The sequence below is a fragment of the Rhizorhabdus antheiae genome, from assembly GCF_049889055.1.
Classification (GTDB): domain Bacteria; phylum Pseudomonadota; class Alphaproteobacteria; order Sphingomonadales; family Sphingomonadaceae; genus Rhizorhabdus.
Genome location: NZ_JBLTWO010000006.1, coordinates 244,176 through 269,988 on the forward strand (window position 1 = coordinate 244,176; position 25,813 = coordinate 269,988).

19 protein-coding genes are annotated in these 25,813 nt (G+C 66.8%); 8 read left to right on the top strand and 11 right to left on the bottom strand.

All coding sequences use genetic code 11. From position 1 onward, the window contains the following. Positions 1-9: 9 nt before the first annotated feature. Complete coding sequence (locus tag ACNI3R_RS13510; RefSeq protein ID WP_426184126.1) at positions 10-1,566, bottom strand: glycosyltransferase family 39 protein; 1,557 nt, start codon at positions 1,564-1,566, stop codon at positions 10-12. Between the two features lie 162 nt (positions 1,567-1,728). On the opposite strand from ACNI3R_RS13510, the gene ACNI3R_RS13515 reads away from it, so the two are divergent. Continuing rightward, positions 1,729-2,964: an MFS transporter gene (locus ACNI3R_RS13515; protein WP_426184128.1), complete on the top strand. Its 1,236-nt coding sequence runs from the start codon at positions 1,729-1,731 to the stop codon at positions 2,962-2,964. Between the two features lie 26 nt (positions 2,965-2,990). Here ACNI3R_RS13515 and ACNI3R_RS13520 read toward each other — a convergent pair whose 3' ends face one another. Then, entirely contained in the window at positions 2,991-3,839 is an 849-nt protein-coding gene (locus ACNI3R_RS13520; protein WP_426184130.1) for an SDR family NAD(P)-dependent oxidoreductase, read from the bottom strand. Between the two features lie 180 nt (positions 3,840-4,019). On the opposite strand from ACNI3R_RS13520, the gene ACNI3R_RS13525 reads away from it, so the two are divergent. Together ACNI3R_RS13525 and ACNI3R_RS13530 are read left to right on the top strand one after the other, a co-directional pair. Then, positions 4,020-6,335, top strand: a complete 2,316-nt coding sequence (locus ACNI3R_RS13525) for a TonB-dependent receptor (RefSeq protein WP_426184132.1) — start codon at positions 4,020-4,022, stop codon at positions 6,333-6,335. A 211-nt stretch (positions 6,336-6,546) separates the two neighbouring features. After that, positions 6,547-9,486 carry a PAS domain-containing protein gene (locus ACNI3R_RS13530; RefSeq protein WP_426184134.1) on the top strand — a complete coding sequence of 980 codons (2,940 nt, stop codon included), beginning with the start codon at positions 6,547-6,549 and terminating at the stop codon, positions 9,484-9,486. A gap of 9 nt (positions 9,487-9,495) precedes the next feature. Here the strand turns inward: ACNI3R_RS13530 and ACNI3R_RS13535 are convergent, their stop codons facing one another. Further along, positions 9,496-11,796: an FdhF/YdeP family oxidoreductase gene (locus ACNI3R_RS13535; protein ID WP_426184136.1), complete on the bottom strand. Its 2,301-nt coding sequence runs from the start codon at positions 11,794-11,796 to the stop codon at positions 9,496-9,498. A gap of 215 nt (positions 11,797-12,011) precedes the next feature. Between ACNI3R_RS13535 and ACNI3R_RS13540 the strand changes: the two genes are divergently transcribed. From ACNI3R_RS13540 to ACNI3R_RS13555, 4 genes are all read left to right on the top strand, one after another. Then, the gene (locus ACNI3R_RS13540; RefSeq protein WP_426184138.1) at positions 12,012-13,640 is read left to right on the top strand and encodes a histidine kinase famiy protein; all 1,629 of its coding nucleotides are present in this window, start codon (positions 12,012-12,014) and stop codon (positions 13,638-13,640) included. Positions 13,641-13,716: 76 nt separating this feature from the next. Next, positions 13,717-15,276 (top strand): NAD(P)/FAD-dependent oxidoreductase, encoded by a 1,560-nt coding sequence (locus ACNI3R_RS13545; protein ID WP_426184140.1) that lies wholly within the window; start codon positions 13,717-13,719, stop codon positions 15,274-15,276. A 55-nt stretch (positions 15,277-15,331) separates the two neighbouring features. After that, positions 15,332-17,101: a hypothetical protein gene (locus ACNI3R_RS13550; protein WP_426184142.1), complete on the top strand. Its 1,770-nt coding sequence runs from the start codon at positions 15,332-15,334 to the stop codon at positions 17,099-17,101. A gap of 71 nt (positions 17,102-17,172) precedes the next feature. Next, positions 17,173-18,789: a hypothetical protein gene (locus tag ACNI3R_RS13555; protein ID WP_426184144.1), complete on the top strand. Its 1,617-nt coding sequence runs from the start codon at positions 17,173-17,175 to the stop codon at positions 18,787-18,789. On the opposite strand, the gene ACNI3R_RS13560 is transcribed toward ACNI3R_RS13555, so the two are convergent. Genes ACNI3R_RS13560 through ACNI3R_RS13570 form a run of 3 tightly spaced genes read right to left on the bottom strand, consistent with a single transcriptional unit; the run spans position 18,717 to position 20,853 of the window. After that, positions 18,717-19,448: a class I SAM-dependent methyltransferase gene (locus tag ACNI3R_RS13560; RefSeq protein WP_426184146.1), complete on the bottom strand. Its 732-nt coding sequence runs from the start codon at positions 19,446-19,448 to the stop codon at positions 18,717-18,719. The genes ACNI3R_RS13555 and ACNI3R_RS13560 overlap by 73 nt on opposite strands. Next, positions 19,448-20,440: a glycosyltransferase family 2 protein gene (locus ACNI3R_RS13565; protein ID WP_426184148.1), complete on the bottom strand. Its 993-nt coding sequence runs from the start codon at positions 20,438-20,440 to the stop codon at positions 19,448-19,450. Before ACNI3R_RS13565 ends, ACNI3R_RS13560 begins: the two co-directional genes overlap by 1 nt. Beyond that, entirely contained in the window at positions 20,437-20,853 is a 417-nt protein-coding gene (locus ACNI3R_RS13570; RefSeq protein ID WP_426184150.1) for a GtrA family protein, read from the bottom strand. The genes ACNI3R_RS13565 and ACNI3R_RS13570 overlap by 4 nt, the downstream gene beginning before the upstream one ends. Before the next feature lie 273 nt (positions 20,854-21,126). On the opposite strand from ACNI3R_RS13570, the gene ACNI3R_RS13575 reads away from it, so the two are divergent. Continuing rightward, positions 21,127-22,941, top strand: coding sequence for an AcrB/AcrD/AcrF family protein (locus tag ACNI3R_RS13575; RefSeq protein ID WP_426184152.1), 1,815 nt, complete (start codon positions 21,127-21,129; stop codon positions 22,939-22,941). A gap of 21 nt (positions 22,942-22,962) precedes the next feature. Here the strand turns inward: ACNI3R_RS13575 and ACNI3R_RS13580 are convergent, their stop codons facing one another. The 5 genes from ACNI3R_RS13580 to ACNI3R_RS13600 all read right to left on the bottom strand — a co-directional run bounded on the left by ACNI3R_RS13580 (position 22,963) and on the right by ACNI3R_RS13600 (position 25,719). Beyond that, positions 22,963-23,604 (bottom strand): MarC family protein, encoded by a 642-nt coding sequence (locus tag ACNI3R_RS13580; protein WP_426184205.1) that lies wholly within the window; start codon positions 23,602-23,604, stop codon positions 22,963-22,965. A gap of 21 nt (positions 23,605-23,625) precedes the next feature. Then, entirely contained in the window at positions 23,626-24,519 is an 894-nt protein-coding gene (folD, locus tag ACNI3R_RS13585) for a bifunctional methylenetetrahydrofolate dehydrogenase/methenyltetrahydrofolate cyclohydrolase FolD (RefSeq protein ID WP_426184154.1), read from the bottom strand. Further along, positions 24,516-24,803: a DUF167 family protein gene (locus tag ACNI3R_RS13590; RefSeq protein ID WP_426184156.1), complete on the bottom strand. Its 288-nt coding sequence runs from the start codon at positions 24,801-24,803 to the stop codon at positions 24,516-24,518. The genes folD and ACNI3R_RS13590 overlap by 4 nt, the downstream gene beginning before the upstream one ends. A 26-nt stretch (positions 24,804-24,829) precedes the next feature. Further along, positions 24,830-25,132 (bottom strand): YggT family protein, encoded by a 303-nt coding sequence (locus tag ACNI3R_RS13595; RefSeq protein WP_426184158.1) that lies wholly within the window; start codon positions 25,130-25,132, stop codon positions 24,830-24,832. Positions 25,133-25,227: 95 nt separating this feature from the next. Continuing rightward, the gene (locus tag ACNI3R_RS13600) at positions 25,228-25,719 is read right to left on the bottom strand and encodes a hypothetical protein (protein WP_426184160.1); all 492 of its coding nucleotides are present in this window, start codon (positions 25,717-25,719) and stop codon (positions 25,228-25,230) included. Positions 25,720-25,813: the final 94 nt, after the last annotated feature.

Sequence of the window (25,813 nt, forward strand, 5' to 3'; positions counted from 1 at the left end):
GTTCGACCTCTATCGTTCGGGTGCGAGATCGGCCCGGCGCAGGCCGACGATATCGATCGGCCCCTCACGATAGCGCCCGACCTCGACCCGGCCGCGCGACAGTTCCTCGAGGAAGACGTCGCCCTTGTCATAGGCCCAGGGTCCCAGCCGCAGCAGCCAGATCGTCGGCACCGCCCGCGTCGCCGGCTCCTGCGCTATGCCACGCAGATGGGCGCGGTCAAGCGACGGCACGCCGCGCGACCCGCTGACATACCAGCTGCCGGGAGGTGGGTTCAGCGTCGGAATCGCGGTCGGGATCGGCCGGCTGGGCATCGCCAGACCCCGATCGCGCGCGGCGCGGTCAAAGGGCAGGGCGCCCTCGTTCGGATAGGCGAACAGCTGATCGCCCGATGAGAAGCGCGGCTCCAGCCAGGCGACCGCGCGATACCAGTCGCCCTGCGGATGCGCCCGCGTCGCGGCAACCATGCCGAACTGGGCGATGGCGAGCCACAGCAGCGCGGCGATGGGCAACATCCAGCCGAACCGGTCCCGGCTCCAACCCATGGCCAGCCCCATGAGGAGCAGCGCCGGCGTCGCCAATGCGGTCATCGTCCGGACGATGAACACCGGGGTGATCGTCGCCGAGATCAGCAGCGACAGCAGCAGCGGCAGAAAGGCGAGCACCGCCAGCGCAGCCAGCAGCGGACGCCCGCGCGGTGCGCGCCAGAGCAGCGCCCCGCCGAGGAGCAGGAGGATTGCAGCGGCTGCCCGCATGTCATCGCGCGGCCCGGTGTAGAGCATCGTCGCGCGGCGCCACAGGTCGCGCGTGGAGAAATGCAGCCAGGTAGCCTTGATCCACTCGGGCGCCTGATCGAGCAGGATGAACAGCGCCGGCAACCAGACAGCGAGCACCAGAAGTCCCCCGGTTGCCAGCCAGAGCCAGTCGGCCTTTGCCATCGTGCGCAACCGGATCACACAGAGCAGAGCGAGGCCAAGCGCTGCGGCATAAAGCGGACCGAGATTGTGCAGCCACAGGATCAACGCGGTGCAGCCGAGATAGGCGAGATAGGCCCGGCTGAGGAGCGACAGATCCGCCTCGCGCCGTTCGGCGATGTGCAGCAGCGCGAGACAGGCCCCGGCGTAGGTCAGGATCATCGCGGGGTAGGGACGGATCTCGCGGGTCATTTCGACCACTACGGGCGAGACCGCGACGAGCAGCAACGTAGCAAGCACTACAAGACGGCGATCGGCCCCCGCGATGCGCGCGAGGCGGGCGGCGGCCAGCCCGATCAGCGGCAGGCTGAGCATCCCGCAGACCAGCCCGAGCAGTCGGTGCGCAACGAGACCATCCCCTGCGATCAGCGTCCAGGCGCGCAACAGTGAATAGTAGAAGGGCGGGTGCGTCTCGTAGCGCGGAACCACATGCCACAGGAAATCCCAGCCTTGCGCAGCGGCATAGGCGCTATAGGCCTCGTCAAGCCACATCGGCTCGAGCCAGATGCCCCAGCCGCGCGCCCATGAGGCGAGCAGGACGATCGCCAGCAGCAGCGGCCAGAAGAGAAAGCGAGCGGGGGCCGACGGAGTCATGACCGGCGCATAGGCCAGTCGACCCCACCCGCGCCAGAGGGGGACGCCGTTCGCGTGCTGCGATCGGAACAATGCCGATATTGGGCGGGTACGCCCTGGGCCCACATGTCATCGCTAGGATCGAGCCGCGACAGACGGCCGACAGATGATGGAGGGGTGTCGATGGTAGCCATTCCGCCCGACGAACAGCCGGTGCCGGCCGTGCCGCTGTCGCCCCGTGCCATCCTGGGCATCGCGACCCTCTCGCTCGGGTCCTTCCTGGTCGGCGCGATGCTGACCGTGGTCATTCCCGTTCTGCCCAATATCGCGCGCGATATGGGCGGCGGCGGCGGGTCGGATGTCGCGGTGGCGGTGCAGATGCTCATTGCCATGCCGATGCTGGGGCTCGTTATGGGCGGCTTCGTCGCAGGGTTCCTGTTCCGCCATTTCCAGCCGCGCACGGTCTTTCTCGGCGGGCTCATCGCTTATGGCCTGATCGGCGTTGCGGGCTATGGCCTCAGCCTGCCGCTGCTGGTGGGCTCGCGGCTGCTGATCGGGATCGTCGCTGCCGTCATCGCCGCCGCATCGACCGCATTGGTCGGCGAGCGCGTGCCCGAGGCGATGCGCCCGCGCGTCCTCGGCTGGTCGGTCGCGGGCGCCGCCGCGCTGGGCATCATCGCGATGATCGCCTCCGGACGGATCGCCGACGCCTATGGCTGGCGCTCGTCCTTCCTGCTTTTCCCGCTGATCGCCGGGCTGATGTTCGCGCTGGTCGCGACCTGCTCTGCCCCATCTGTTCAGGGTCCACGGGAAGCAAGCGCGCAGGGACGCGACTGGCGTGGGCTAGCCGCCCTCTGGCCGGTCTTCGCTTTCGTCATATTGGTCAACATGACCGCCTTCACCACCAATTCGCAGTCGAGTTTCCTGCTCGCCGAGATCGGCATCGACAGCGCGCAAGGCCGCGCGCAGATGATGGGCATCAACCAGGGGCTGATCTTTGCAACGGCGATCCTGTTTCCGGTGGCACGCCGCCTGATCGGCATGGGCATGCTGCCCTTCGCGATCCTCGCGATCATCGGCAGTGGCCTGCTGCTATTCGCCCGGGCGCAGGACATGGCGGCCGCTGCCATCGGCCTGGCCCTGCTCGGCATCGGCAATGGGCTGCTCTTTCCTTATCAGAGCAATTTGCTGCTCCAGCGCGCCCAGCCAGAGCTTCGCGGGCAGGCAGCCGGACTGGTCGTCAGCTGTCAATTTCTCGCCGATGCGATCAATCCGCTGGTCCTGGGGCCGGTGATCATCCTGTTCGGTCTGCGAACAGCGATCGCCTGGGTGGGCCTGCTGACCCTCGCCGGATGCATTCTGGCGCTCGTTTCAGGGCTGCGTTCCAAGGCGGCCCAGGCCCCGGCGGGTGTCGCCTGATCGCGACGCCCCGCCCGGACCGGTCTTCAGGACCCCGGCAATCCGACCGACGGATTGCGTGCCGCCGCCGCATCATTGCCGCGCGCCGCTGCGATATGGCCGTTCTCGGGATGGGTGATGACGTAGAAGCGGTTTTCCCGGATCGCCGCGATCGACTGACGCGCCACCTCGTCCGAGGTCAGACCATCCGCCCGGATCTTGGCCAGCATCTCGCGGAAGACCGGCGGGATCGGGTCGGTTTCGGCAAGATCGGGCAGATGCGCCGGCCGCCGCTCTTCCGAGCGCTGGAAGGTGGCGAGCGTGGTGCCGGGGCAGATCGCGGTGACGCCGACCGGCGGGTTGGCAGCGGCCAGTTCGCGGTACAGCGTCTCGGCATAGGAAATCGCCGCCGCCTTGCTGGCGCAATAAGGGCCGTTGAGGGCCACGCCGGTGAAGGAACAGACGCCCGAGGCGGTGATCGCGATGTGCGAGCCTTCCTGCCCCATCAGCGTCGGCAGGAAGGGCTGGATCGCATGGATCACGCCGAACAGGTTGGTGCCGAGCACCCAGCGCCAGTCGTTGATCGACAGGGTCACCGCAGGGCGGCCGACCGTCGTCACCCCGGCATTGGCGATGACCAGATTGACGGTACCGAAATGGGACAGCACGTCCTTCGCGAAGGCCTCGCTGGCCTCCCAGTCCGCAATGTCGAACGCCCGCGCGAACACCTCGGCGCCCCTGCCCGACAGCTCGGCGCACAGCATTTCCAGCGTGTCGGCCTCGATATCCATGAGCGCCAGCCGCGCACCTTCCGCCGCCAGCTGCTCCGCCAGCGCCCGGCCGATGCCGTTCGCCGCACCGGTGATCACGGCCACGCGACCTTTGAAATCCTTCATGTCCAGCCTCTCGTCGTTGCTATGTTTATTCTTGATAAGATTATCATGATTGATAGGTTGTCAATCGCGAGATCATCGACGGCGGCGAGAGACCGGACAGAAGCGATGTGAAGCAAGGCCGGTGGGCTTCCGGCACAGGAGAAAGGCGACGCCCGCAGGGACGCGCCAAAGGAGGGGAAGATGAAAGCTACCAGGAGTCGAATCACGTCCGTACTGCGCGGTGGTACCGCGCTGTCCGCCGCCTTCCTCGGCATGTTGTCGGTCCCGGCGATGGCCGAGGATCAGGCCGACACCGGCGCGAGCCAAGGCGGTCTCGCCGACATCATCGTGACGGCGCGGCGGCGCGCCGAGCGGGCCGAAACTGCCCCGCTGCCGATCACCGCGATCAGCGGCAGGGACATCGAGCAGCGGGTCCTCACCCGGCTGAGCGCGCTCGCGGACCTCGCCCCGAACCTGAAGATCACGCAAGGGTCGGGCAGCGCCAACGCGCCGGTCGTGTTCATCCGCGGCATCGGCACGCTGTCGACCACGCTCTACACCGAACCTGCCGTCGCTCTCTATGTCGACGGCGTCTATACGCCGCGTGCGACCAGCGGCGCCTTCGATCTGCCCGATCTCGAACGGGTCGAGGTGCTGCGCGGGCCGCAGGGCACGCTGTTCGGCCGCAACACGACCGGCGGCGCGATCATGCTCGTCACCCAGGCGCCGACCGACGAACCCAGCGCCAAGATCTCGGTCGGCTATGGCCGCTATGACGACAAGATGCTCTCGGGCGTACTCCAGACCGGTGCGATCGGGCAGTCCGACTGGCGCCTGAAGATCGCCGCCAACTGGCGCCAGCGCGACGGCTGGGTGCGCACGCCCGGACTGTCCAGGTCAGACTGGGGCGGCAACGAAAAGGATCTGGGCCTGACCACGGCCCTTGCGGGATCGCTCGGCGATCTCGAGATAGACAACCGCTTCCGCTATGCGCGCAACGAGTCCTTCACCGCCTGGCAGGCGATCGGCGGCACGCCGGCAGCCATTACGGCCTATACCAACTCGGCCGCAGCCAATCCGTCGGGTCCGCCGCTGGTGCTCAGCCGCAAGGCGCTCGACCTGAGCTTTCGCGATCCCCGCGTGCAGGGCAATGCGGTGATCAAGAGCTGGGGCGACACGCTGACGCTGACCTATCCGATCGCCGAAACCGCGCAGCTCAAGTCGATCAGCAACTATGCCGAAATCGATCAGCATCTGCGCAACTATCTGGGCGGCAGCTTCATTCTCGGCACCGTCCTGAACCCGCGCAATCCCGCCCAGCGCGTCGAGCCGATCAGCGTCCATGCGGCGCCGACCAACGCAGGCACGCAGAAGCAGTTCAGCCAGGAGGTCCAGGTCGCCGGCGACCTCGCCGACTTCGAATATGTGCTGGGTCTCTATTATTGGTGGGAGAAGGTGAACGAGAATGTCACCACCGTGCTCAACTCGCCGGTCGGCGCGGCCTGGATCCGTCTCGACCGCAGCGTGACCTATGAGCAGACCACGAGGTCCTATGCGGCCTTCGGAGAGGTGAAGTGGAAGCCCGCTTCGCTCGAAGAGAAGCTCGAGGTTACGCTGGGCGGCCGCTATACCAAGGACAAGCGCGAGATCGCGACGGGTATCGTCCAGACGACGACCACGACCACGACCACCAACCAGACGGGCAAGAACGACTGGGGCAATTTCGGTTATAGCGGCTCGATCAGCTATCGCTGGGTCCCCGGCTTCATGACCTATGGCCGGATCGCGTCGAGCTTCCGCGCGGGCGGTTTCAACGCCCTGGCACCAGGGTCGCCCGGCTGGGATCCCGAAAAGGCGATCACCTATGAACTGGGCTGGAAGCTGACCGCACTCAATCGCCATCTGCGCTTCGACGGCAACGTCTTCCAGATCGATTATGACAATCTGCAGGTGAACCAGTTCAACAGCGTGACACGCACCAACTTCATCGTGAACGCGGCGAAGGCGCGCTATCGCGGTTTCGAACTCGAAGGCGCACTGCTGCTGGGCGAGCATGTCCAGCTGGACGGCAATGTCGGCTATGTCGATCCCAAATATAAGGAGTATAACCAGATCGTCGGTGGCGTGGTGACCAATGTCGGTTCGACCGCGCACTTCGCCTATCTGAGCAAATGGTCGACCCATGTCGGGGCACAGGTGAAGACCTCACCCATGCCGATGGGCGTCGCGACCTTCCGGGTCGACTATTCGACCAAGAGCAGCGCGCGTCTGGCGGTGATCGACTCGCTCGCGCCCACGCTGCAGGGCTTCCGGACGGGAACCCAGAAGGAGCTGTCGGCCCGGGTGATCCTGTCCGACATTCCTGCCGGCGACAATGTGAAGCTGACCGCTCAGCTGTTCGGCGAAAATCTGACCAACAACCGCTTTTACAGCTTCGCGACCGACTTCGGCTCGCTGGCAACGGCGATCTTCAACCGGCCCCGGACCTGGGGTGCGAGGCTGACCGCCGAGTTCTAAAACGGCGCAGAAAGCTCCGAAGGGCCGCCCCCGTTCGCGTGGGCGGCCCTTCTCTCTTCGGCAGCGGAACAATCGCGACGCCTGCACATTTCTGCCTTGCCGCTCCTTGCGGGCGCGGCGCAGGCCGATCCATCTGTCGGCTCCCATGACGGTTGCGCTGGTGCTAATCCGCCGGAGGAACCCGTCGTGGGCTGGGGTCGTTGGGGGAAGAATGCCGAGATCGGAACAGTTGAGCCGCGAGCAACTGCTCGAAAGACAGGCGTTCCAGCTCGCCTTCCTCGACAGGCTGCGCGGTCTCACCGATGCGCAGGCGATTCTCGACGCCGCATCGCGGATGCTCGCCGATCGCCTCGGGGCCGATCGCTGCGGCTTCGCCACGCTCGGCATGAATGGCGGCTTGAGCCGCATTGAAGCGGATTCGGGCGGACGGCTCGAAAATCTCCACGGCCGGCTGCGCCCGATGGATGGCTATGGCGACGCGCTGATGGCCGAGCTCCGCGCCGGCCGGACATTGGTTATCGACGATGTGACGATCCATCCGCTGAGTGCCGGCCATGACCGGAGCTGGACCGCCATCGACACCCGCGCGGCGATCGTCTGTCCGATCATGCGCAATGGCCAGTTGGACAGCCTGCTCTACGTCAACATGCAGGCACCCCGGAGCTGGGAAACCGCCGAGGTCTCGCTGGTCGAGGATGTCGCTGTACGCATCCGCGAAGCTGCCGACCGCGTTCGCAGCGAAGAAGCCTTGCGCCTCAGCGAACATCGCTATCGCAGCCTGTTCAACTCGATCGATGCCGGCTTCTGCGTCATCGAGGTAATGTTCGGCGAGCAGGGCGAGGCGCTCGATTACCGCTTCCTCGAGGTCAACGAATCCTTCGCGCACTATACGGGCATCGCCAACGCATCCGGGCGCTGGATGCGCGAGATCGCGCCGCAGCACGAGCAGCACTGGTTCGATTTCTATGGCGAGGTCGCGCGGAGCGGACGGACCGCGCAGATCGAATTGCCCGCAAAGGCGCTCGACGATCGCTGGTATCTCGTCAGCGCTTACCGGATCGACGATCCCGACAAGAACCATGTCGCCGTACTCTTCTACGACATCACCGAGCGCCGTCGTACCGAGCGGGCGCTGGAACGCAGCCGCGAGGAACTCGAACTCGCGACACGCGCCGCGCGGCTCGGCCGGTTCGACTATCGGCCGGGCGAACAGACGCTGAAATGGGATGATCGCTGCCGCGAACTGTTCGGCGTCAGTCCCGGCAAGGACATATCCTATGAGACGACCTTTCTCGCCGGCCTGCATCCAGACGACCGCGAGCACGCGCACAAGGCCGTCGTGGCCTCGCTCGATCCCGACGGCAGCCACGATTTCGAGGTCGAATATCGCACGATCGGCATCGAAGATGGCAAGCTGCGCCACGTAGCGGCCCACGGCCTCGCCTTTTTCGATGGGCGCCGACCGGTTCGCCTGATCGGGACGGTGCAGGACGTGACCCGCGACCGCCTGGCCAACGCCGCAATGCGCGAGGTTGAAGAGCGTCTGCGCCTGGCTGGGCGCGCTACCAATGACGCGGTGTGGGACTGGGATTTCCGCACCGACACGGTGATCTGGAACGAGGCGGTTCATCGGGCCTACGGCCATCTGCCCTCCGAAGTGCAGCCGACCGGCGCCTGGTGGATCGCCAATATCCACCCGGAAGATCGCGACCGTATCGATCGCAGCATCCATGCGGTGATCGACTCATCGGGCACCGACTGGACCGACGAATATCGCTTCGCCCGGGCGGATGGCAGCTATGCCGACGTGCTCGACCGCGGCTATGTGCTGCGCGATGCGACGGGAACGCCGCTGCGCATGGTCGGTGCTATGCAGGACGTCTCGGCGCGCAAGGCCGTCGAACGCCAGCTGCACCGCGAGAAGATCGGCCTGCAGGCCGAAGTCGCCGCGACGGCCGCCGAGCGCGACCGTGCCGAGGAGGCTTTGCGCCAGTCGCAGAAGATGGAAGCGGTCGGCCAGCTGACCGGCGGACTCGCGCATGATTTCAACAATCTGCTGACCGGTATATCGGGCGCTCTGGAGATGATGCAGATCCGCATCGCCCAGGGTCGCGTGTACGAGCTGGAGAAATATTCGATCGCCGCGCAGGGCGCGGTGAAGCGCGCAGCGGCACTGACCCATCGGCTGCTCGCCTTCTCCCGGCGCCAGACGCTCGATCCCAAGCCGACCGACGTCAACCGGCTGATCTTCGACCTCGAGGAACTGATCCGCCGCACAGTCGGCCCAGAGGTCACGGTGGAGACGGTCGGCAAGGCCGGGTTATGGACGACGCTGGTCGATCCCAACCAGCTCGAAAACGCTATCATCAATCTGTGCATCAACGCACGCGACGCCATGCCTGAGGGCGGCAGGATCACGATCGAAACCGCCAACAAATGGCTCGACCAGCGCGCCGCGCGCGAACGCGATCTCGACCCCGGCCAATATGTGTCGATCTGCGTCACCGACACCGGCACGGGAATGCCGCCCGAAGTCGCCGCCCGCGCCTTCGACCCCTTCTTCACGACCAAGCCGATGGGCGAGGGGACCGGACTCGGCCTGTCGATGATCTACGGTTTCGCACGCCAGTCGGGTGGGCAGGTGCGCATCTACACCGAGGCCGGACTGGGCACGACGATGTGCATCTATCTGCCGCGCCACGCCGAAAGCAGCGTCGCCGACAGCGAAGCCGGGCCGCCGCCGACCGCGCCCCTGGCCGAGGCCAAACGCGGCGCGGGCTGTGTGCTGGTGGTCGACGACGAGCCGACCGTAAGAATGCTGGTCGTCGAGGTGGTCGAGGAGCTCGGCTACAACGTCGTGGAGGCCGCCGATGGGGCTGGGGCGCTTGCTGCGGTCTATGCCACCCCGCATATCGATCTGCTGATCACCGACGTCGGCCTGCCCAATGGGATGAACGGACGGCAGGTCGCCGATGCGGCGCTGCAGCTGCGCCCCGATCTCCGCATCTTGTTCATGACCGGCTATGCCGAGAACGCCGTGATCGGCAATGGGCAGCTCGCACCCAATATGGCGTTGCTCACCAAGCCCTTCCCGATGGACACGCTCGCAGCCCGGATTCAGGACATCATGGCAGACCGCTCAGGCCGCTGAACACGACGGTCAGGCGAGGATGCGGACCGGGATTGCCTTGGCGGCTGGCGTACCCGAGGCCAGATCGTGCCGCGACAGCGGTGACAAGGGGTTGAGCTCGGGGAAATAGCCGGCGAGCGCGCCGCGCGGCAGGTCATAGGGGATCACCGCCAGCCCCTCGACCGTCCGGGCGATGCCGTCGGCAGCGTCCCCGACCAGGGTCACGCGCTGCCCCCTCTCCAGTCCCAGCGCGGCCATGTCGGCCGGTGCCATCATCACGATCATGCGATCGCCCTCGATGCCGCGCAGCCGATCGGACATGCCATAGACGGTGGTGTTGAACTGGTCGTTCGATCGCAGCGTGATCAGCCGGAATCGGCCTGGGCGATCAGCGAGATCGGCGCTGTCGAGCGAGGTGGGCAGGGTGAACTGCGCCTTCCCGCTTTCGGTCTTCCAGATCCGGTCATGCGCGCTGTTGCCGCGATAGAAGCCGCCGGGCTCGTTGATCCGGCGGTTCATGTCCGCAAACTGGTCGGGCCAGGTGCGCGCGATCAGGTCGCGGATGCGGCCATAATCGGCGGTCCATTCGTCCCACCGCAGCCTGTCATGAGGGTCGAGCGTGGCCTTGGCGAGGCCGGCGACGATCGCAACCTCCGACCGGAGGTGCGGGCTGGCGGGGGTGCGCCTGCCGATCGAGCCATGGATATGGCTGAAGCTGTCCTCCATGCTCACCTGTTGCGGACCGCCGGCCTGGATATCCTCCTCGGCGCGGACGAGGCAGGGCAGCAGCCAGGAGGAACGCCCCGGCAGCAGATGCGTCCGGTTGAGCCGCGTCGCGACATGGACGGTCAGGTCCAGCTGGCTCCACGCCTTGGCGACGCGATCCTGATCAGGCACCGCCCGCACCAGATTGCCACCGAGGCCGATGAATCCCCGGGCCTCGCCCGCCAGCAAGGCTTCGAGAAACTCGACCGTATTATGCCCCTTGTCCATCGGCGGCTCGAACCCGAACAGCTCGCGATATTTGTCGTTCGGGGCGAGTTCGGGCTTTTCGGTGATGCCGACCGTCCGCTGCCCCTGGACATTGCTATGGCCCCGGATCGGCTGGCACCCGGCGCCCTGCCGCCCGACATTGCCGCGCAACAGCAGCAGGTTGACCAGAGCGCCGATCGCCTGCGACCCGTGGACATGCTGGGTCAGGCCCATGCCATAGATGCCGATGACCCGTTCGGAGGCTGCATAGATGGCGCCGGCCGTCTCCAGCTCCGCCCGGCCGACCCCCGACTGTCGCTCGATATCGGTCCAATCGCTGCGTTCGACGAAAGCGAGCCAGTCGTCGAGACCATGACAATGGTGGTCCAGGAAGGCGCGATCGAGCACGCCGGCGCCACCCCGCGCGCGGTCTTCGGCGTCGAGCGCGAGAACATGCTTCGCCACCCCGGTCAGCGCGGCGATGTCCCCGCCAGGACGGACCTGCACATACTGGCTGGCGATCGGGGTCGAACGCCCCAGCAGCATGTCGGCGGGGCTCTGCGGATCGGCAAAGGCGATCAGCCCTTTCTCCTTGAGCGGATTGAAGGCGACGATCCGGCAGCCCCGATCGACCGCATCCTTGAGCGGGTGCAGGATGCGCGGCGAATTGGTGCCGGGATTCTGGCCGACGTAGAAAATGGCATCGCAATGCGCGAGGTCGTCGAAGGTGCAGGTTCCGACCGGCGTGCCCAACACCGCCTTGAGCGCGACCGAGGTCGTCTCGTGGCACATGTTCGAACTGTCGGGCAGGTTGTTGTGCCCATAGATGCGGGCGAACAGCGCGTAGAGATAGGAGGCTTCGAGCGCCGCCTTGCCCGAGGCGTAGAAGGTGGTCGACTTGGGCTCGAGACGCCGGAGTTCGGCGCCGATCGCGGCGAAGGCTTCGTCCCAGCCGGTTTCGACATAGCGATCGGTCCCCGCGTCGTAGCGCATCGGATGGGTCAGCCGGCCCACTCGCTCCAGATCATAGTCCGACCAGCGCGCGATCTCCGATACGGGGTGGCTTGCGAAGAAATCCGGCGTGCAACGATCGCTGGTCAGATCCCACAGTGTGGCCTTGGCGCCATTTTCGCAGAACTCGACGAGGCCAGGATTGGGGACCTTGGTCCAGGCGCAGGAGGTGCACATCGTCCCGCCGGGTTTGTTGAGGTCGGCCAGGGTCGCAAGCGCGCCAGCGCTGGCGCCGGACGATCTCAGTGTCCCGATCATGCCGCGCACCGAGCCCCAGCCGCCGACCGGCCCGCGATAGGCCACCGTCGGCGCGATGAGGGCCGCCTGTGCCGGTTGGTCGTCCGCCATGCTGCACCTCATCCTCGATCAGTCCACCTCTTTGCCCGGCGAGGCTTCCGGCCCCTGCCGCACGAAGGCGGAACCAGCGGCGCCGATCGACTGTTCCGGCGCCCTCGATGCGAACCTACCTGTTCCTTTTGACGGGGCAAGCCGCTGAACCATCGGGGGCTTTGAACGTTCAGAACGGGCCCGGCGTAATGGGCCCCGGTGTACAGCGAGGATATGTGACGCACGATCGTTCGGACATGCCACCCGGCGGACCCGCCCCGTTGCAGAGCGCGGGCGCCAATCCGGACATGCGCGACGAGCACAACGCGATCTTCTTCGCGGCGGTGCGGGCGACGCGCATGCCGATGATCGTGACCGATCCGCATGCGCCGGACCATCCGATCGTCTTCGCCAACCCGGCCTTCCTGAACATGACGGGCTACACGCGGGAAGAGCTGATCGGGAAGAACTGCCGGCTGATGCAGGGGCCGGACACCGACCGGGACACCGTCGCCGAGGTCCGCCGCGCGATCGCCGAGCGCCGCGAGACCGCCGTCGAGATCCTCAACTACAAGAAAAGCGGCGCCAGCTTCTGGAATGCGCTGTTCGTCTCGCCTGTGTTCGACCGCAACGGCAAGCTCATCTATTATTTCGGCTCGCAGCTCGACGTCAGTCGCCGGCGCGATGCGGAGGACGCGCTGCGCCAGGCGCAGAAGATGGAAGCGATCGGCCAGCTGAGCGGCGGGATCGCGCATGATTTCAACAATCTCCTGACCGTGATTCAGGGATTTTCGGACATATTGAAGAACCGGCTCGAACAGCCCGACCGGTTCGACTTCACCAAGGCCCGGCGCCAGATGGAGGCGATTTCGCAGGCGGCGGAGCGCGGCAGCTCGCTGACCCAGCAGATGCTGGCCTTCGCCCGCAAGCAGCGGCTCGACGGGCGGATCATCAACATAAACGAGATGGTCGATCAGCTGATGCCCGTGATCGAGCGGACGCTGCCGGACAAGGTGAAGATCGAACGACGCCTTTCGGACCATGCCTGCAATGCACGCATCGACACCACCCAGGCCGAACTGGCCATCATGAACGTGGTGATCAACGCCCGTGACGCGATGCCCGGCGGCGGCACCATCTCGATCGAAACAGCAACCGTGGCGGTGCGCGACGGCAGCGTGACCCTCGCCCAATTACCACCCGGCCATTATGCGCAGGTGACGATCAGCGACACCGGGACCGGCATGACCCCCGACGTGCTGTCACGAGTGACCGAGCCTTTCTTCACCACGAAGGAACAGGGCAAGGGCACCGGCCTCGGCCTGTCGATGGTCTATGGCTTCGCGCGCCAGTCGGGCGGCGCCTTGCTGGTCGAATCAGACGAGGGCGCCGGTACCAAGGTTCGCCTGCTCTTCCCATGCGAGGACGGCCCGATCGAACCCGAAGGAAGCCGTCCCTCGCGCCGGGGCGAGCGCGCACGGGGCGCCGAGACGATCCTGCTGGTCGAGGACCAGCCCGATGTCGCCGCCTATGCGCAGGAGGTGCTCGAACAGTTCGGCTACCATATCCTGCGCGCCGCCAACGGGATGGAGGCGAGCGAGATATTGAACAGCGACGAGGATATCGAGATGCTGTTCACCGACCTGGTCATGCCGGGTCGGCTCAACGGTGTCCAACTCGCCCGCCAGGCGCGCAGGCAAAGGCCGCATCTCAAGATATTGCTGACCACCGGCTATGCCGAAACCGCGCTCGAACGGATCGACGTGCGGGCCGACGAGTTCGACATTCTGAACAAGCCCTATCGACGTTCCGATCTCGCGACCAAGATCCGCATCGTCATGGACGGGCCGACCGGAGTCGGCTGAGCGGATCGTCGCTGTTAACCATGTTCTAACGGCTCTGCGGCCATGGCTGTCCCCATAGGAATTTCGGGGAAGCCAGATGGCCCGCGCCACCAATCATGTCGACGTCGCGATCATAGGAGCGGGGCCGGCGGGCCTCACGGCGGGCTATCTGCTCGGCAAGCAGGGCTTCACCGTCACCCTGGTCGAGAAAGACCCGAAGCAGGTGGGCGGAATCAGCCGCACCGTCGAGCATCGCGGCTTTCGCTTCGACATCGGCGGGCACCGCTTCTTCTCCAAGTCGCGCGAGGTGGTCGATCTGTGGAACGAGCTGCTTCCCGACGACTTCATCGAGCGGCCACGGATGAGCCGCATCTTCTATCGCGGCAAATTCTACAGCTACCCGCTGCGCGCCTTCGAAGCGCTGCGCAATCTGGGGCTGATCCAGTCGACCCTGTGCATGGCGAGCTTCTTCCGCTGGAAGCTGTTCCCGCACCGCGAGGTGCGCAGCTTCGAGCAATGGGTGGTCAACCAGTTCGGGTCGCGCCTGTTCGGCATCTTCTTCAAGACCTATACCGAGAAGGTCTGGGGCATGCCGTGCAGCGAGATGTCGGCCGACTGGGCGGCGCAGCGGATCAAGGGGCTGAGCCTCGGCAAGGCCGTGCTCGACGGCATCCGCCGGTCGCTGGGCCTCAACCGCAAGCCCAATGACGGCATGCAGGCCAAGACCTTGCTCGAAAGCTTCCGCTATCCGCGCAAGGGCCCCGGCATGATGTGGGACGCCGCGCGCGACCGCATCCTCGACCAGGGCAATTGCCTGCTGATGGGCCACCGGCTCCACCAGCTGTCGTGGGACGAGACCGCCGGCCTGTGGCGGATCGCGGCGATGGACGAGGCCGGGCGGCTGACGCTGATGACCGCAGACCATGTGATCAGCTCGGCGCCGATGCGCGAGCTTGCCACGCGTCTCCACCCGCTGCCCGAGAGCCTGCCCCAGGCGATGTCGCTCAACTATCGCGACTTCCTGACGGTCGCGCTGATGATCCGGTCGGAGGATCTGTTCCCCGACAACTGGATCTACATCCACGACGACCGGGTGAAGGTCGGCCGCATCCAGAATTTCCGCAGCTGGTCGCCCGAGATGGTGCCCGATCCCGCGCTCGCCTGCGTCGGGCTCGAATATTTTTGCTTCGAAGGCGATGGGCTCTGGTCCTCGTCCGACGAGGCGCTGGTCGAACTCGCCAAGCGCGAACTGGCCGAGCTCGGTCTGTGCGATCCCCGGCAGGTCGTCGGCGGCGCCGTCGTCCGCCAGGAAAAGGCCTATCCGGTCTATGACGACGCCTATGCCGACAATGTCGCGACGGTCCGCACCGAACTGGAAGGCCGCTATCCGACGCTGCATTTCGTCGGCCGCAACGGCATGCACCGCTACAACAACCAGGACCATGCGATGATGACGGCGATGCTGACCGCACGGAACATCGCCGCCGGCACGCGCCGCCACGATGTCTGGTCGGTCAACGAGGACGCCGAATATCACGAGGCCGGCCGCGAGGGCGAGGAGGCGCTGGCCGACGGGACCGATGCAGCGGGCGTAAAGGCCGCGCTCGCCTCCGAACGGCTGGTGCCGACCCGCCTGCCGGGCCGCAAGGCCGCCTGATTCCGATCGTACCGCCATGGCGGCGCTAGCCGATGACCCGGACGCGAAGGACGCCATGTCGCGCTCGCGCCTCATTCTGGGCGTGGTTGCGCTGTGGCTGCTTGCCTCCGCCATCCTGACCGCGATGGCGTGGCCGCATGTCGGTCCGCTCGAAATGTGGGACCCCGACGATTATCTGCGGCTGCAGCAGGTGCGCGACTGGCTGAACGGGCAGAGTTTCTTCGACGTCACCCAATATCGGATCGATCCGCCGGGTGGCGTTCCGATGCACTGGTCGCGCCTCGTCGACCTGCCGCTCGCCGCGATCATCCTGCTCGCCAAGCCGCTGATCGGGAGCGGCGCGGCCGAAAGGCTCGCGTCGATGCTCGTCCCGCTGGTCACGCTGGGCGGGCTCCTCGGCGCCATCGCCCTTCTCACGGCGCGGCTGGCCGACCGGCGCACGGCGCTGCTCGCTGCGATGCTGGGCACCACCGCGCCACTGATGCTGTTTCACCTGCTGCCGCTGCGGATCGACCATCATGGCTGGCAGACGATGCTGGGCTTGACCGCCATTGCCGCCGCTTTCGATCGCAGGGCGGTGCGCGGCGGGCTGCTGTCGGGGATCGCCACCGCGCTGTGGCTCGCCGTGTCGCTGGAAGCGCTGCCGATGGCAGGGCTGCTCGGCCTGCTGCTGGCGCTGCGCTGGACGGCGGGCAAGGAGGATGGCCGCTTCCCCGCCTTCGCTGTCGCCCTTGGGAGCGGGACGCTTGCGCTGTTCGCTGCGACCCACGATCTGGCCGCGTGGTCACGCCCCTGGTGCGACGCAGTGAGTCCGGCCTGGCTGGGTCCGCTGGCTGCGACACCGCTAGTGGCGGGACTCGGTGGATGGTCGGCAGAAGAGAGAGGCCTAAGGGCGAAGCTGCTCCTTCTTGCCGCCGCCGCAGCGGTGGGCGCCGGGTTGCTGATGACGATGGCGCCCGCCTGTCTCGCCGGCCCCTTCGGCCAGCTCGATCCGGTCGTCCGGCGCTTCTGGTACGAGAATGTTCCGGAAGGCCTGCCGATCTGGCAGCAGGCGCCGAGCAACGCCATGCTGTTGCTGCTCTTCCCGCTCGTCGGTCTGACCGGCAGCTTGTTCGCTTGGCGTGCGGCGCCACGCAGCGACGCCGGAGTCCGCGACTGGGCAACGATGCTGGCGCTGGCCGCCGGCTCCTTCCTGCTGTCGGTGCTCGTCCAGCGAACCGGCGGCTTCGCGCAGGCCTGCGCGCTTCCGGGTGCGGCCTGGCTGCTGGCGCGGGCGCTCGACCGCACCGGACGACACCCTCTGTCCCCGGTCCGCATCGCGGGCAGTGTGCTCGCAATCATGGCGCTGTCGCCGATCGGGGCGATGGCCGTCGGGGAAAGCCTGCTGCTGCTCCGCGCTCAATTCCGCGAGGCGCCTGCTGTAGCAGATGCTACGCCCGCTCAAAGCTGCCTCTCGCCCTGCACCGGCCTGTCGGTACTGACACAGCTGCCACCCAGCCGGGTTCTGACCGGGCTCGACCTGACCCCGCGTCTGCTGCTGCTGACGCCACACAGCTATGCGGCGAGTAGCCACCATCGCGGCGCGCCGGCCATGCGACGCGTGATCGATGCCTTCACGGGCCCGCCCGAAGTCGCCCACCGCCTGATGATCGAGCGGTCGATGACTTTGCTGCTGATCGACCCGGCGGGCAGCGAAGCCGGCATCTATGCCAAGGCGGCGCCCCATGGGCTGATGGCGATGCTGCTGACCGGGCGTCCGCCCGCATGGCTGCGCCCGATACCGCTTCCGGGCAGCACCCTCAGACTGTGGCGGCGTATCGGCTGAGGCGAACGCGGTTCCGCCCCCGTCGCTGCCCCCTTGCCGTCGCCCGCGCCCCGACATAAGGGCGAAGCGCGATGTTCCGGTCCACCCCACCTGTAACGCCCCCGTCCGGCTGGTGGACGAGCAGCTGGTACATCGTCCTCGTGGCGCTGCTGGCGGTCGTGCCGCTGATCCATCCGCCGGTGCCGCCGCTGGTCGATCTGATGGGCCATATGGGCCGCTACCGCGTCGAGCTCGCCGACCCGTCCTCGCCGCTGCTGACCGAATATTATCGATTCCGCTGGGCGCTGATGGGCAATCTCGGCGTCGACCTGCTGATCATCCCGATGTCGAAGCTGTTCGGGCTCGAGCTGGGCGTGAAGCTGATCGTGATGTCGGTCCCGGCGCTGACCGTCACCGGCCTGCTTCTCGTAGCGCGCGAAGTCCATGGCCGGCTGCCGGCGACCGCCGGGCTCGTCCTGCCCTTCGCCTATTGCTGGCCCTTCCAGTGGGGCTTCATCAACTATGTCTTCGCCATGGCGCTGGCGCTCAACGCCTTCGCGCTATGGCTCTGCCTCGCGCGGATGAGCCGGATCCGGCTGCGCGCAATCATCTTCCTTCCGCTCGGCTGCCTGATCTGGCTGGCGCATGGTTTCGCCTGGGGCGTGCTGGGGCTGCTCGCTTTCTCCGCAGAAATCGTCCGCATGCGCGACGTCGAGGGGCGCGGCTTCGTCGAATCGCTGTGGCGGGGCAGCCTCCACTGCCTGCCGCTCGCACCGCCGATGCTGCTGATGATCGCCTGGCGCTCAGGCGACGTGCAGGGCCAGACGACCGACTGGTTCAACTGGAAAGCCAAATATGTCTATCTGATCTCGTCGCTGCGCAACCACTGGATGACATTCGACATCACCCTGGTCGGTGCGCTGATCCTGCTGGTGCTGTTCGGACTGACGACGATCGGCTGGCGCCAGATCGGCTTCGACATGCGCCGCACGCTGGGCGTGGCGACGCTGGTCCTCGTCATCGCCTATGTGCTGATGCCGCGCATCGTGATCGGATCGGCCTATGCCGATATGCGGCTGGCCCCCTATGTCGTCGCGGTCGGGGTGATCGGGCTGGTCCCGCGCTTCACCAACCGGACCGCGCTGAACGCGGTCGCCATCCTCGCGCTGCTGATCTTCGGCGTGCGGGTGTGGCAGTCGACCGACCGCTTCGCCGCCTTCTCCGATTTCCAGGAAAGCCAGCTCAAGGCGCTCGACCATGTCGAACGCCACAGCCGGGTGTTCGCGCTGGTCGAACTGCCCTGCCTGTCGCGCTGGGAGTCGCCGCGCCTCGAACATCTCGGCGCGATGGCGATCGTCCGGCGCGAGGCCTTCGTAAACGGCCAGTGGACGATGCCGGGCGCGCAACTGCTCAGCATCGCCTATGCCCCCGCCAAGGGCTATGCGGAGGATCCGACCCAGGTCATGCGCCCGCGCCATTGCCGCGCGCGCTGGGCGCGGAGCATCGAAAGCTCGCTGGCGCTTTTCCCGCGCCAGGCGTTCGATTATCTGTGGCTGATCAACGCGTCGCGCGACCATTGGCCGGTCAACGACCCGACCCTGAAGCTGGTCTGGGACGGCGGCGAGCGCGGGGCGCTCTACCGTATCGTCGGGGCCGCCACCATCGCGATGGACACGCCGAAGGGCATGCTCAAGCTCGCTACCCAGTGACGTTCCGCCCCGAACAGGGCGGTCAGCACGGCATTGACGGGACGCGACGGCATCGCATCGTCGCCGCCCTCCTTGCCGGTGATCTTGCCGACCAGGCGCACCAGCGCGATCAGCGGGAAGAGCAGCGTGTTGAAATGCGACTGGAAGCGCGGCGCGAGGCCGGCGCGCTCGAACGTCTCGCGCAGCTGCTGTCCGGTGTAGCGGCGCTGATGATGGTGCGCGACGTCATGCGCGCTCCACATCCACGGCGCGCCCGGCACGGTCACGAGGATCCGCCCGCCCGGCGCGAGCTTGGTCCGCAGATAGGCGAGCGCATCGACGTCCTGCGGAATATGCTCGAGCACGTCGAGCAGCACGATCAGATCATAAGCGCCATCGTCGAGCGGCACATGGGGCAGATAGCCGCCCTTGATCGACAGCCCGCTGCGCTGTTCGGCGAAGGCGCGCGCATCGTCATCGGGCTCGATCGCATCGACCGTGCCGAAGCGCTGGAGCAAAGCGAGATTGGAGCCGGTGCCGGCACCCACTTCGAGGATGCGGAGCGGGCCCGGCTTCGGGCGGTGGCGCTCGATCAGCGCGGCGATGATCTTGCGGCGCGCGACAAACCACCAATGGTCCTTGTCGATCTCGGCCATCCGGTCATAGGCGGCGCGGTCCATCAGGCGAGGTCCCTGGCTTCGGGATCGGGGCAGCCGATCCGGTCGCGGACGATGTAGATCGGCCGCTTCTTGGTTTCGACGAGGATCCGGCCGACATATTCGCCGAGGATGCCGAGCGACAGCAGCTGGACGCCGCCGAGGAAGAGGGTGGCGACCATCAGCGAGGGATAGCCCGCGACATCGGCACCGTAGATCAGCGTACGGACGCCGATGAACACCGCATAGACCAGGGCCACGACCGCGATGAGCGCGCCGACATAGGACCAGACCCGGAGCGGCGCGGTCGAGGCGGAGGTGATCCCGTCGATCGCCAGCTGCCACAGCTTCCAATAGTTGAACTTGGTGGTGCCCACCGCGCGCTCCGCCCGGTCATATTCGACCGCCGTCTGACGGAAGCCGGACCAGGCGAACAGCCCCTTCATGAAGCGGTTGCGCTCGGGCATCCGTTTGATCACCTCGACCACGCGGCGATCGAGCAGGCGGAAGTCGCCGGCATGTTCGGGGATCTTGTCCTTCGAAAGCCAGTTGTGCGCCCGATAATAGAGATCGGCGGTGAGCCGCTTGGGCAGGCTGTCGGTCATGCGGCTGCGCCGCACGCCATAGACGACGTCATAGCCCTCGCGCCATTTGGCGATCATCTCCCCGATCACCTCGGGCGGATCCTGCATGTCGACATCGATCGGAATGACCAGCTGGCCGCGCGCATTGTCGATGCCCGCAGACAAAGCCGCTTCCTTGCCGAAGTTGCGCGACAGCGACAGCGCCATCACGCGGGAGTCGGCCTCGTGCGCGACCAGAATCGCGGCCATCGTCCGATCGCTGCTGCCGTCGTCGACGAACAGGATTTCCCACGCGATCGGCCGCCCCTCGGGATCGGCGAGCGCGTCGAGCACCCGCGACATGCGCGCGACGAAGGGCGCGATCGCCTCCTCCTCGTCCTTGACGGGGACGATCACCGACAGGAGTGGGACCGAGGCAAGCGGGGTGCTCATTCGAACACCCATTGGCGGTTCAGCCAGAAGACGAGAAGCGGGGTCACGCATAGCACCAGGGGATAGGGGGCCCAGATCGGAAGGTCCATATGCTGGACCAGCAGCCACACCCACAGGCTGTTGAGCGCGAAGCTGATCAGCGACACGATCGCGAAGCGCAGGATGCGGACCGTCTGCCGGTCGCGCGAACCATGGCCGCGAAAGCTCCATTTGCCATGGATAACATAGCCGGTGGCGGCCGCCCCGACGAAGCCGAAGGTCCAGGCCAGATTGGGGTGCATCCCGGCCAGCCGCACCAGCGCATGATAGATGCCGATGTTGACGACCGAGGCCAGCGCACCGGTGACGCCGTAGCGCACCAATTGACCGAGCAGGGCCATGCGCTCGCGGGACAGGATCGGGATGTCGGACATCGGTCGCGCTCTTCCACAAAAGCGCTGGAGCGACAAGCGGTCCGCGACCGGAGGTGCCGACATCGGAGGAACACGCTCCCCGGGGCAAGGGAACCCCGAAGGAGCGCCTCCCGTGGGGTGGAAATTGCCAGTCCGATCCCCGCGTGTCCGTTTCCGGATGAGCGGAAACACAGCATTCCGAAGCTGAACGCCAGCCTAACAATAGCGCAACGAGCCTTGCGAAGGAGCGCCAAGGCCGTTGCGGCAGGTGCAAGCTCGTCCTAAGCGGGCGCGATGCAGGACCAGCCCGAGACCGCTTTCGAAGACCGCATGATGGCGTGGATCGAGCGGCACTGGCGGATGATGCTGGTCGTGCTCTTCCTCGGCACCTGCCTCTATTTCCTATCCTATAAATGGGGCCAGATCCGCTGGCTGGCGCTCAGCGACACCGACGACAATCTGCGCCTCGCCGAGGTCAAAGCCTGGCTGGGCGGGCAGGGCTGGTTCGACCTGCGCCAGTACAAGCTGGCGCCCCCCGAGGGGCTCAACGTCCACTGGTCGCGGATCGTCGACCTGCCGATCGCGGGGCTGATCCTGCTGTTCCAGCCGCTGTTCGGGGCGTTCACCGCAGAACGCATTGCGGTCGCGGTCGCGCCGATGCTCGCGCTCGCCCCCGCGCTGTGGGCGCTGGTGATCACCACCCGGCGGGTCATCCATCCGCGCGCCTACCCGGTCGCCTTCGCGATCCTGATGTGCGCCCAGACGACCTTGTTCATGTGGATGCCGCTGCGGATCGACCATCATGGCTGGCAGCTGGCCTCGCTGCTGGTCGTCGTGGCCGGCATCGCCGATCCCTCGGCCCGGCGCGGCGGCGTGCTAGCCGGTGCGGCGAGCGCCTTCTCGCTCAGCATCGGACTCGAACTGATTCCGCTGATGGCGGTGGCGGGGGCGTCGATCGCGCTGCGCTGGGCGATCATCGGCGCATCAGACGACGCGCAGCGGCTGCGCAGCTATGCGGTGTCGCTCGGCGGTGGCTGCGCGATCGGCTTCGCGGCCTTCGCATCCAACGACAATCGCGCGATGGTCTGCGACGTGCTGTCGCCGGTCTATCTGTCGACCCTGCTGCTGACATCGGCGCTGATGACCGCGCTCAGCTTCCTGCGCGGCGACCGCCGGATGCTCAGGCTCGCGCTGCTGTTCCTCGCCGGTGCGGCCATTGCCGGCTTCTACGCGGGCAGCTTCCCGCAATGTCTGGGGCGGCCCGAAGCGATTTCGCCCGAGCTCGAGCGGCTCTGGTTCTCGCACATCCGCGAGGTCAAGCCGATCTATGCCAAGCCCTGGCGCGACGCCTTGCAGACCAGCTGGCTGCCGATCATCGGAACGATCGGCGCGATGCTGGCGGCATGGCGCTCGCGCGGTACCGCCGCCGGGCCGGTCTGGGCGACGCTGGCGCTGCTCAGCCTGCTGGCGACCGCCGGCCTCGCCTGGCAGTCGCGCTTCGGCCCGCAGGCGCAGCTGCTGGCGGTGTTCGGCGCGACCTGGCTCGGTTGGCAGCTGCTGCCGCGCCTTCTCGATTCGGGCTCCTCGCTCGTCCGCGTCGGCGGGACCTTGCTCGTCTTCTTCGCGCTCTCCGGACAGCTTGCGCAGTTCGCCGCGATGCTGCCCAAGTCGGCCAAGGAGCAGAAACGCGAGAAGGTCGTCGCGCGCACCGAAGGCAAGCCGCGCCGCTGCGTGACGCTGCCCGCGCTCGCCCAGCTCGACGCATTGCCCCGCGCGACGATGTTGACCTTCGTCGACCTGGGACCGCGCCTGATCGCGATCACGAAACACAGTGCGGTCGCCGGCCCCTATCACCGCAATGGAGCTGCGATTCTCGACGTCCACCACGCTTTCCGCGCAACCTCGCCCGAGGTGGCGCACGAGGTCATGCGACGGCGGGGTGCGACGATGCTGCTGCTCTGCCCCGGCATGGCCGAATCGACCATTTACCGCGCGCGTGCGCCGCAGGGCTTCTACAGTCAGCTGATCGACGGAGCGGTACCCGACTGGCTCCAGCCGGTCGAACTGCCGGCCAACTCGCCCTTCCGCCTGTGGAAGATGGTCCGCTGACCGAAGGCGGGCGCGCGCCGCTCAGGCGATGCCGAACGAGGTCCTGATCCCGTCGATCACGAACTGCGCGGCAAGCGCGGCGAGCAGCACGCCGAGCACGCGGGTGATCATCGCTTCGAGCTTCGGCCCCAGCACGCGCATCAGCGGGCCCGCCGCGAGAAGGGCGGCTAGGGTGAGCGTGAGGACGGCGGCCAGAGCGGCGAGGACGACGAAGGTCTGCTGAAGCCCGTGGCTGCGCGAGACGAGCAGCATGACCGTCGCGATCGAGCCGGGGCCGGCGATCATCGGTATCGCCATCGGGAAGACCGAGATGTCCTCGATCGGCCGGCGCTCCTCGGCGGCCTTGCGGCTGATCTCGTCGGCGCGGCCCTCGCGGCGCTCGGTGCGCTTCTCGAACACCATCTCCAGCGCGATCAGGAACAGCATGATGCCGCCGGCGATGCGGAAGGCGTCGAGGCTGATGCCCAGCGTCGCCAGCAACTTCTCCCCCACCAGCGCGAAGACGAGCAGCAGCACCGTCGCGATCGCGGTCGAGCGAATCGCCATCGAGCGCCGCTGCCCATGCGGTGCGTCGCGCGTCAGGCTGGCGAAGATCGGCGCGCAGCCCGGCGGGTCGATGACCACGAACAGGGTCACGAAGGCCGACAGGAACAGCGCGAGCATATCGGGCTCGAACAGCGACATTCAGATCGCGTCCGAAGCCAGCTCGACGCCCGCGCGGCGGTGGGCGGCGACCAGCGTGTTGCGCAGGAGGACCGCGATCGTCATCGGCCCGACCCCGCCGGGGACGGGGGTGACGGCGGAGGCGACCGCCGCCGCCTCGTCATAGGCGACGTCGCCGACCAGCCGGGTCTTGCCGGGCTCCGCGCCGGGGACGCGGTTTATGCCGACATCGATCACCACCGCGCCGGGCTTGATCCAGTCGCCGCGCACCATTTCGGGGCGGCCGACCGCCGCGACGACGATGTCCGCCCGCCGGACGACCTCGGGCAGATCGCGGGTGCGGCTGTGCGCGACGGTGACGGTGCAGCTTTCGGCCAGCAGCAGCTGTGCCATCGGCTTGCCGACGATGTTGGAGCGGCCGATCACCACCGCGTTCAGGCCCGACAGATCGCCGAGCCGATCCTTGAGCAGCATCAGGCAGCCGAGCGGGGTGCAGGGGACATAGCCGGGCTGGCCCACCGCCAACCGTCCGGCGTTGACGACATGGAATCCGTCGACATCCTTGTCGGGGTCGATCGTCGCGATCACCTGCTGCTCGTCGAGCGGCGCGGGCAGCGGCAGCTGGACAAGGATGCCGTCGACGCGCTCGTCTTCGTTGAGCTGGCGCACGAGCGCGAGAAGCTGGTCCTGCGTCGCATCGGCCGGCAGGCGATGCTCGAAGCTCTCCATCCCCGCCTCGACCGTCGCCTTGTGCTTCGAGCGGACATAGACCTGGCTGGCCGGATCCTCGCCGACGAGCACGACCGCGAGGCCGGGCGCACGTCCCGTCGCCGCGCGAAACGGGCCGACCAGCGCCGCCACCCGCCCGCGCAGCCCTGCCGCGAATGCCTTGCCGTCGATGATGTCCGCGCTCATGCCTTGTCCCTGACGATGGTTTCGAGTGCGGCCGCGAGGCGCGCCGGATCACCCTGTATTTCGAGCCTCTTTAGACGCGATGTGGCGCCGCTGGCCAGCGTCACGTCCCGACGTGCAATAGCCAGCGCCTTGGCCAGCAGCCGGACGAGCGCCTCGTTCGCCGCACCATCGGTCGGTGCTGCGCAGAGCTTGACCGAAAGCCAGCTGCGATCGTCATCGCCGCGCACCACGCCTTCGATCGCGTCCCGACCGGCGCGCGGCGTGACGCGGACGGCGAGCTTCAATCCGTCCGCCGTCTGAGTCCAGGCCGTCAGACGCCCGCCGCAGCCGCCTGGACCATGCCGTAGCGGATTACCATCTGCACGATGTAGATCAGCAGCAGGACGACGAGCGGCGACAGGTCGAGCTGGCCGAAGTCCGGCATGATGCGGCGCACGGGGCGATAGACGGGCTCGGTGATCTTCTGCAGCGCGAAAAGAACCTGCCGGACGAAGTCGTTATAGGTGTTGATCACGTTGAAGGCGACGAGCCAGGACATGATTCCCTGGATGATCACGATCCAGGTGAACACATCCAGCAGCTTGTTCACGATCTGCAACAGGAGAACCAGCATCTAAGCCCCTTCGCGAATGACCCTCATGGCGTCATCGCCCGATGTAAGGGCGCGCGGGCGATGGGGCAACCGTCAGAGCCCGCCGACGTCGCGCGTCAGTCGAAGAAACCCACGCAATCGGGCAGGCCCAGTTCCTCGGCGAGATCCTTGAGGTCCTCAGCGCGGCGCAGATTGGCCAGCACCTCCTTGCGGTCCTCGGGCTCGTCGTCGGCCATCGCGACCTTGGTGAGCTTGATCACCCTGTCGCGCACCGTCTTGAAATCGACATCGTCGAGCCGGTCGAGATCGAACTCCAGGATCGCATTGGGCGCTTTCCAGAAGGGCCAGAATTGCCACCAGCGGCGCGGCCCCGGCGCCGGCGACACCCGCCGCACCGCGCGCACCCGCCAATGGCCGCCATCGTCGTCGAACATCTCCATCCCGGTCAGGATGTCGTCTGCCGCGACATATTCGGGAAATTCGCGCAGCAACCACGCATCGTCGAAATAGCAAAGCTCGTTGTCGCGGAGGATGCCGAGCACCGGCAGCGGGATCCGGTGCCCACTCACCATGGCATGATGCGGATCGTAACTGTCGTCCTCGGCCATGGCCTTCCCCCGAGTCGCTTTGGAACAAGACCGGAACATATCAGGCCATCGCCGTGGCGCAATGCCGACAGTGGACACAGGATAGGCCAACGCC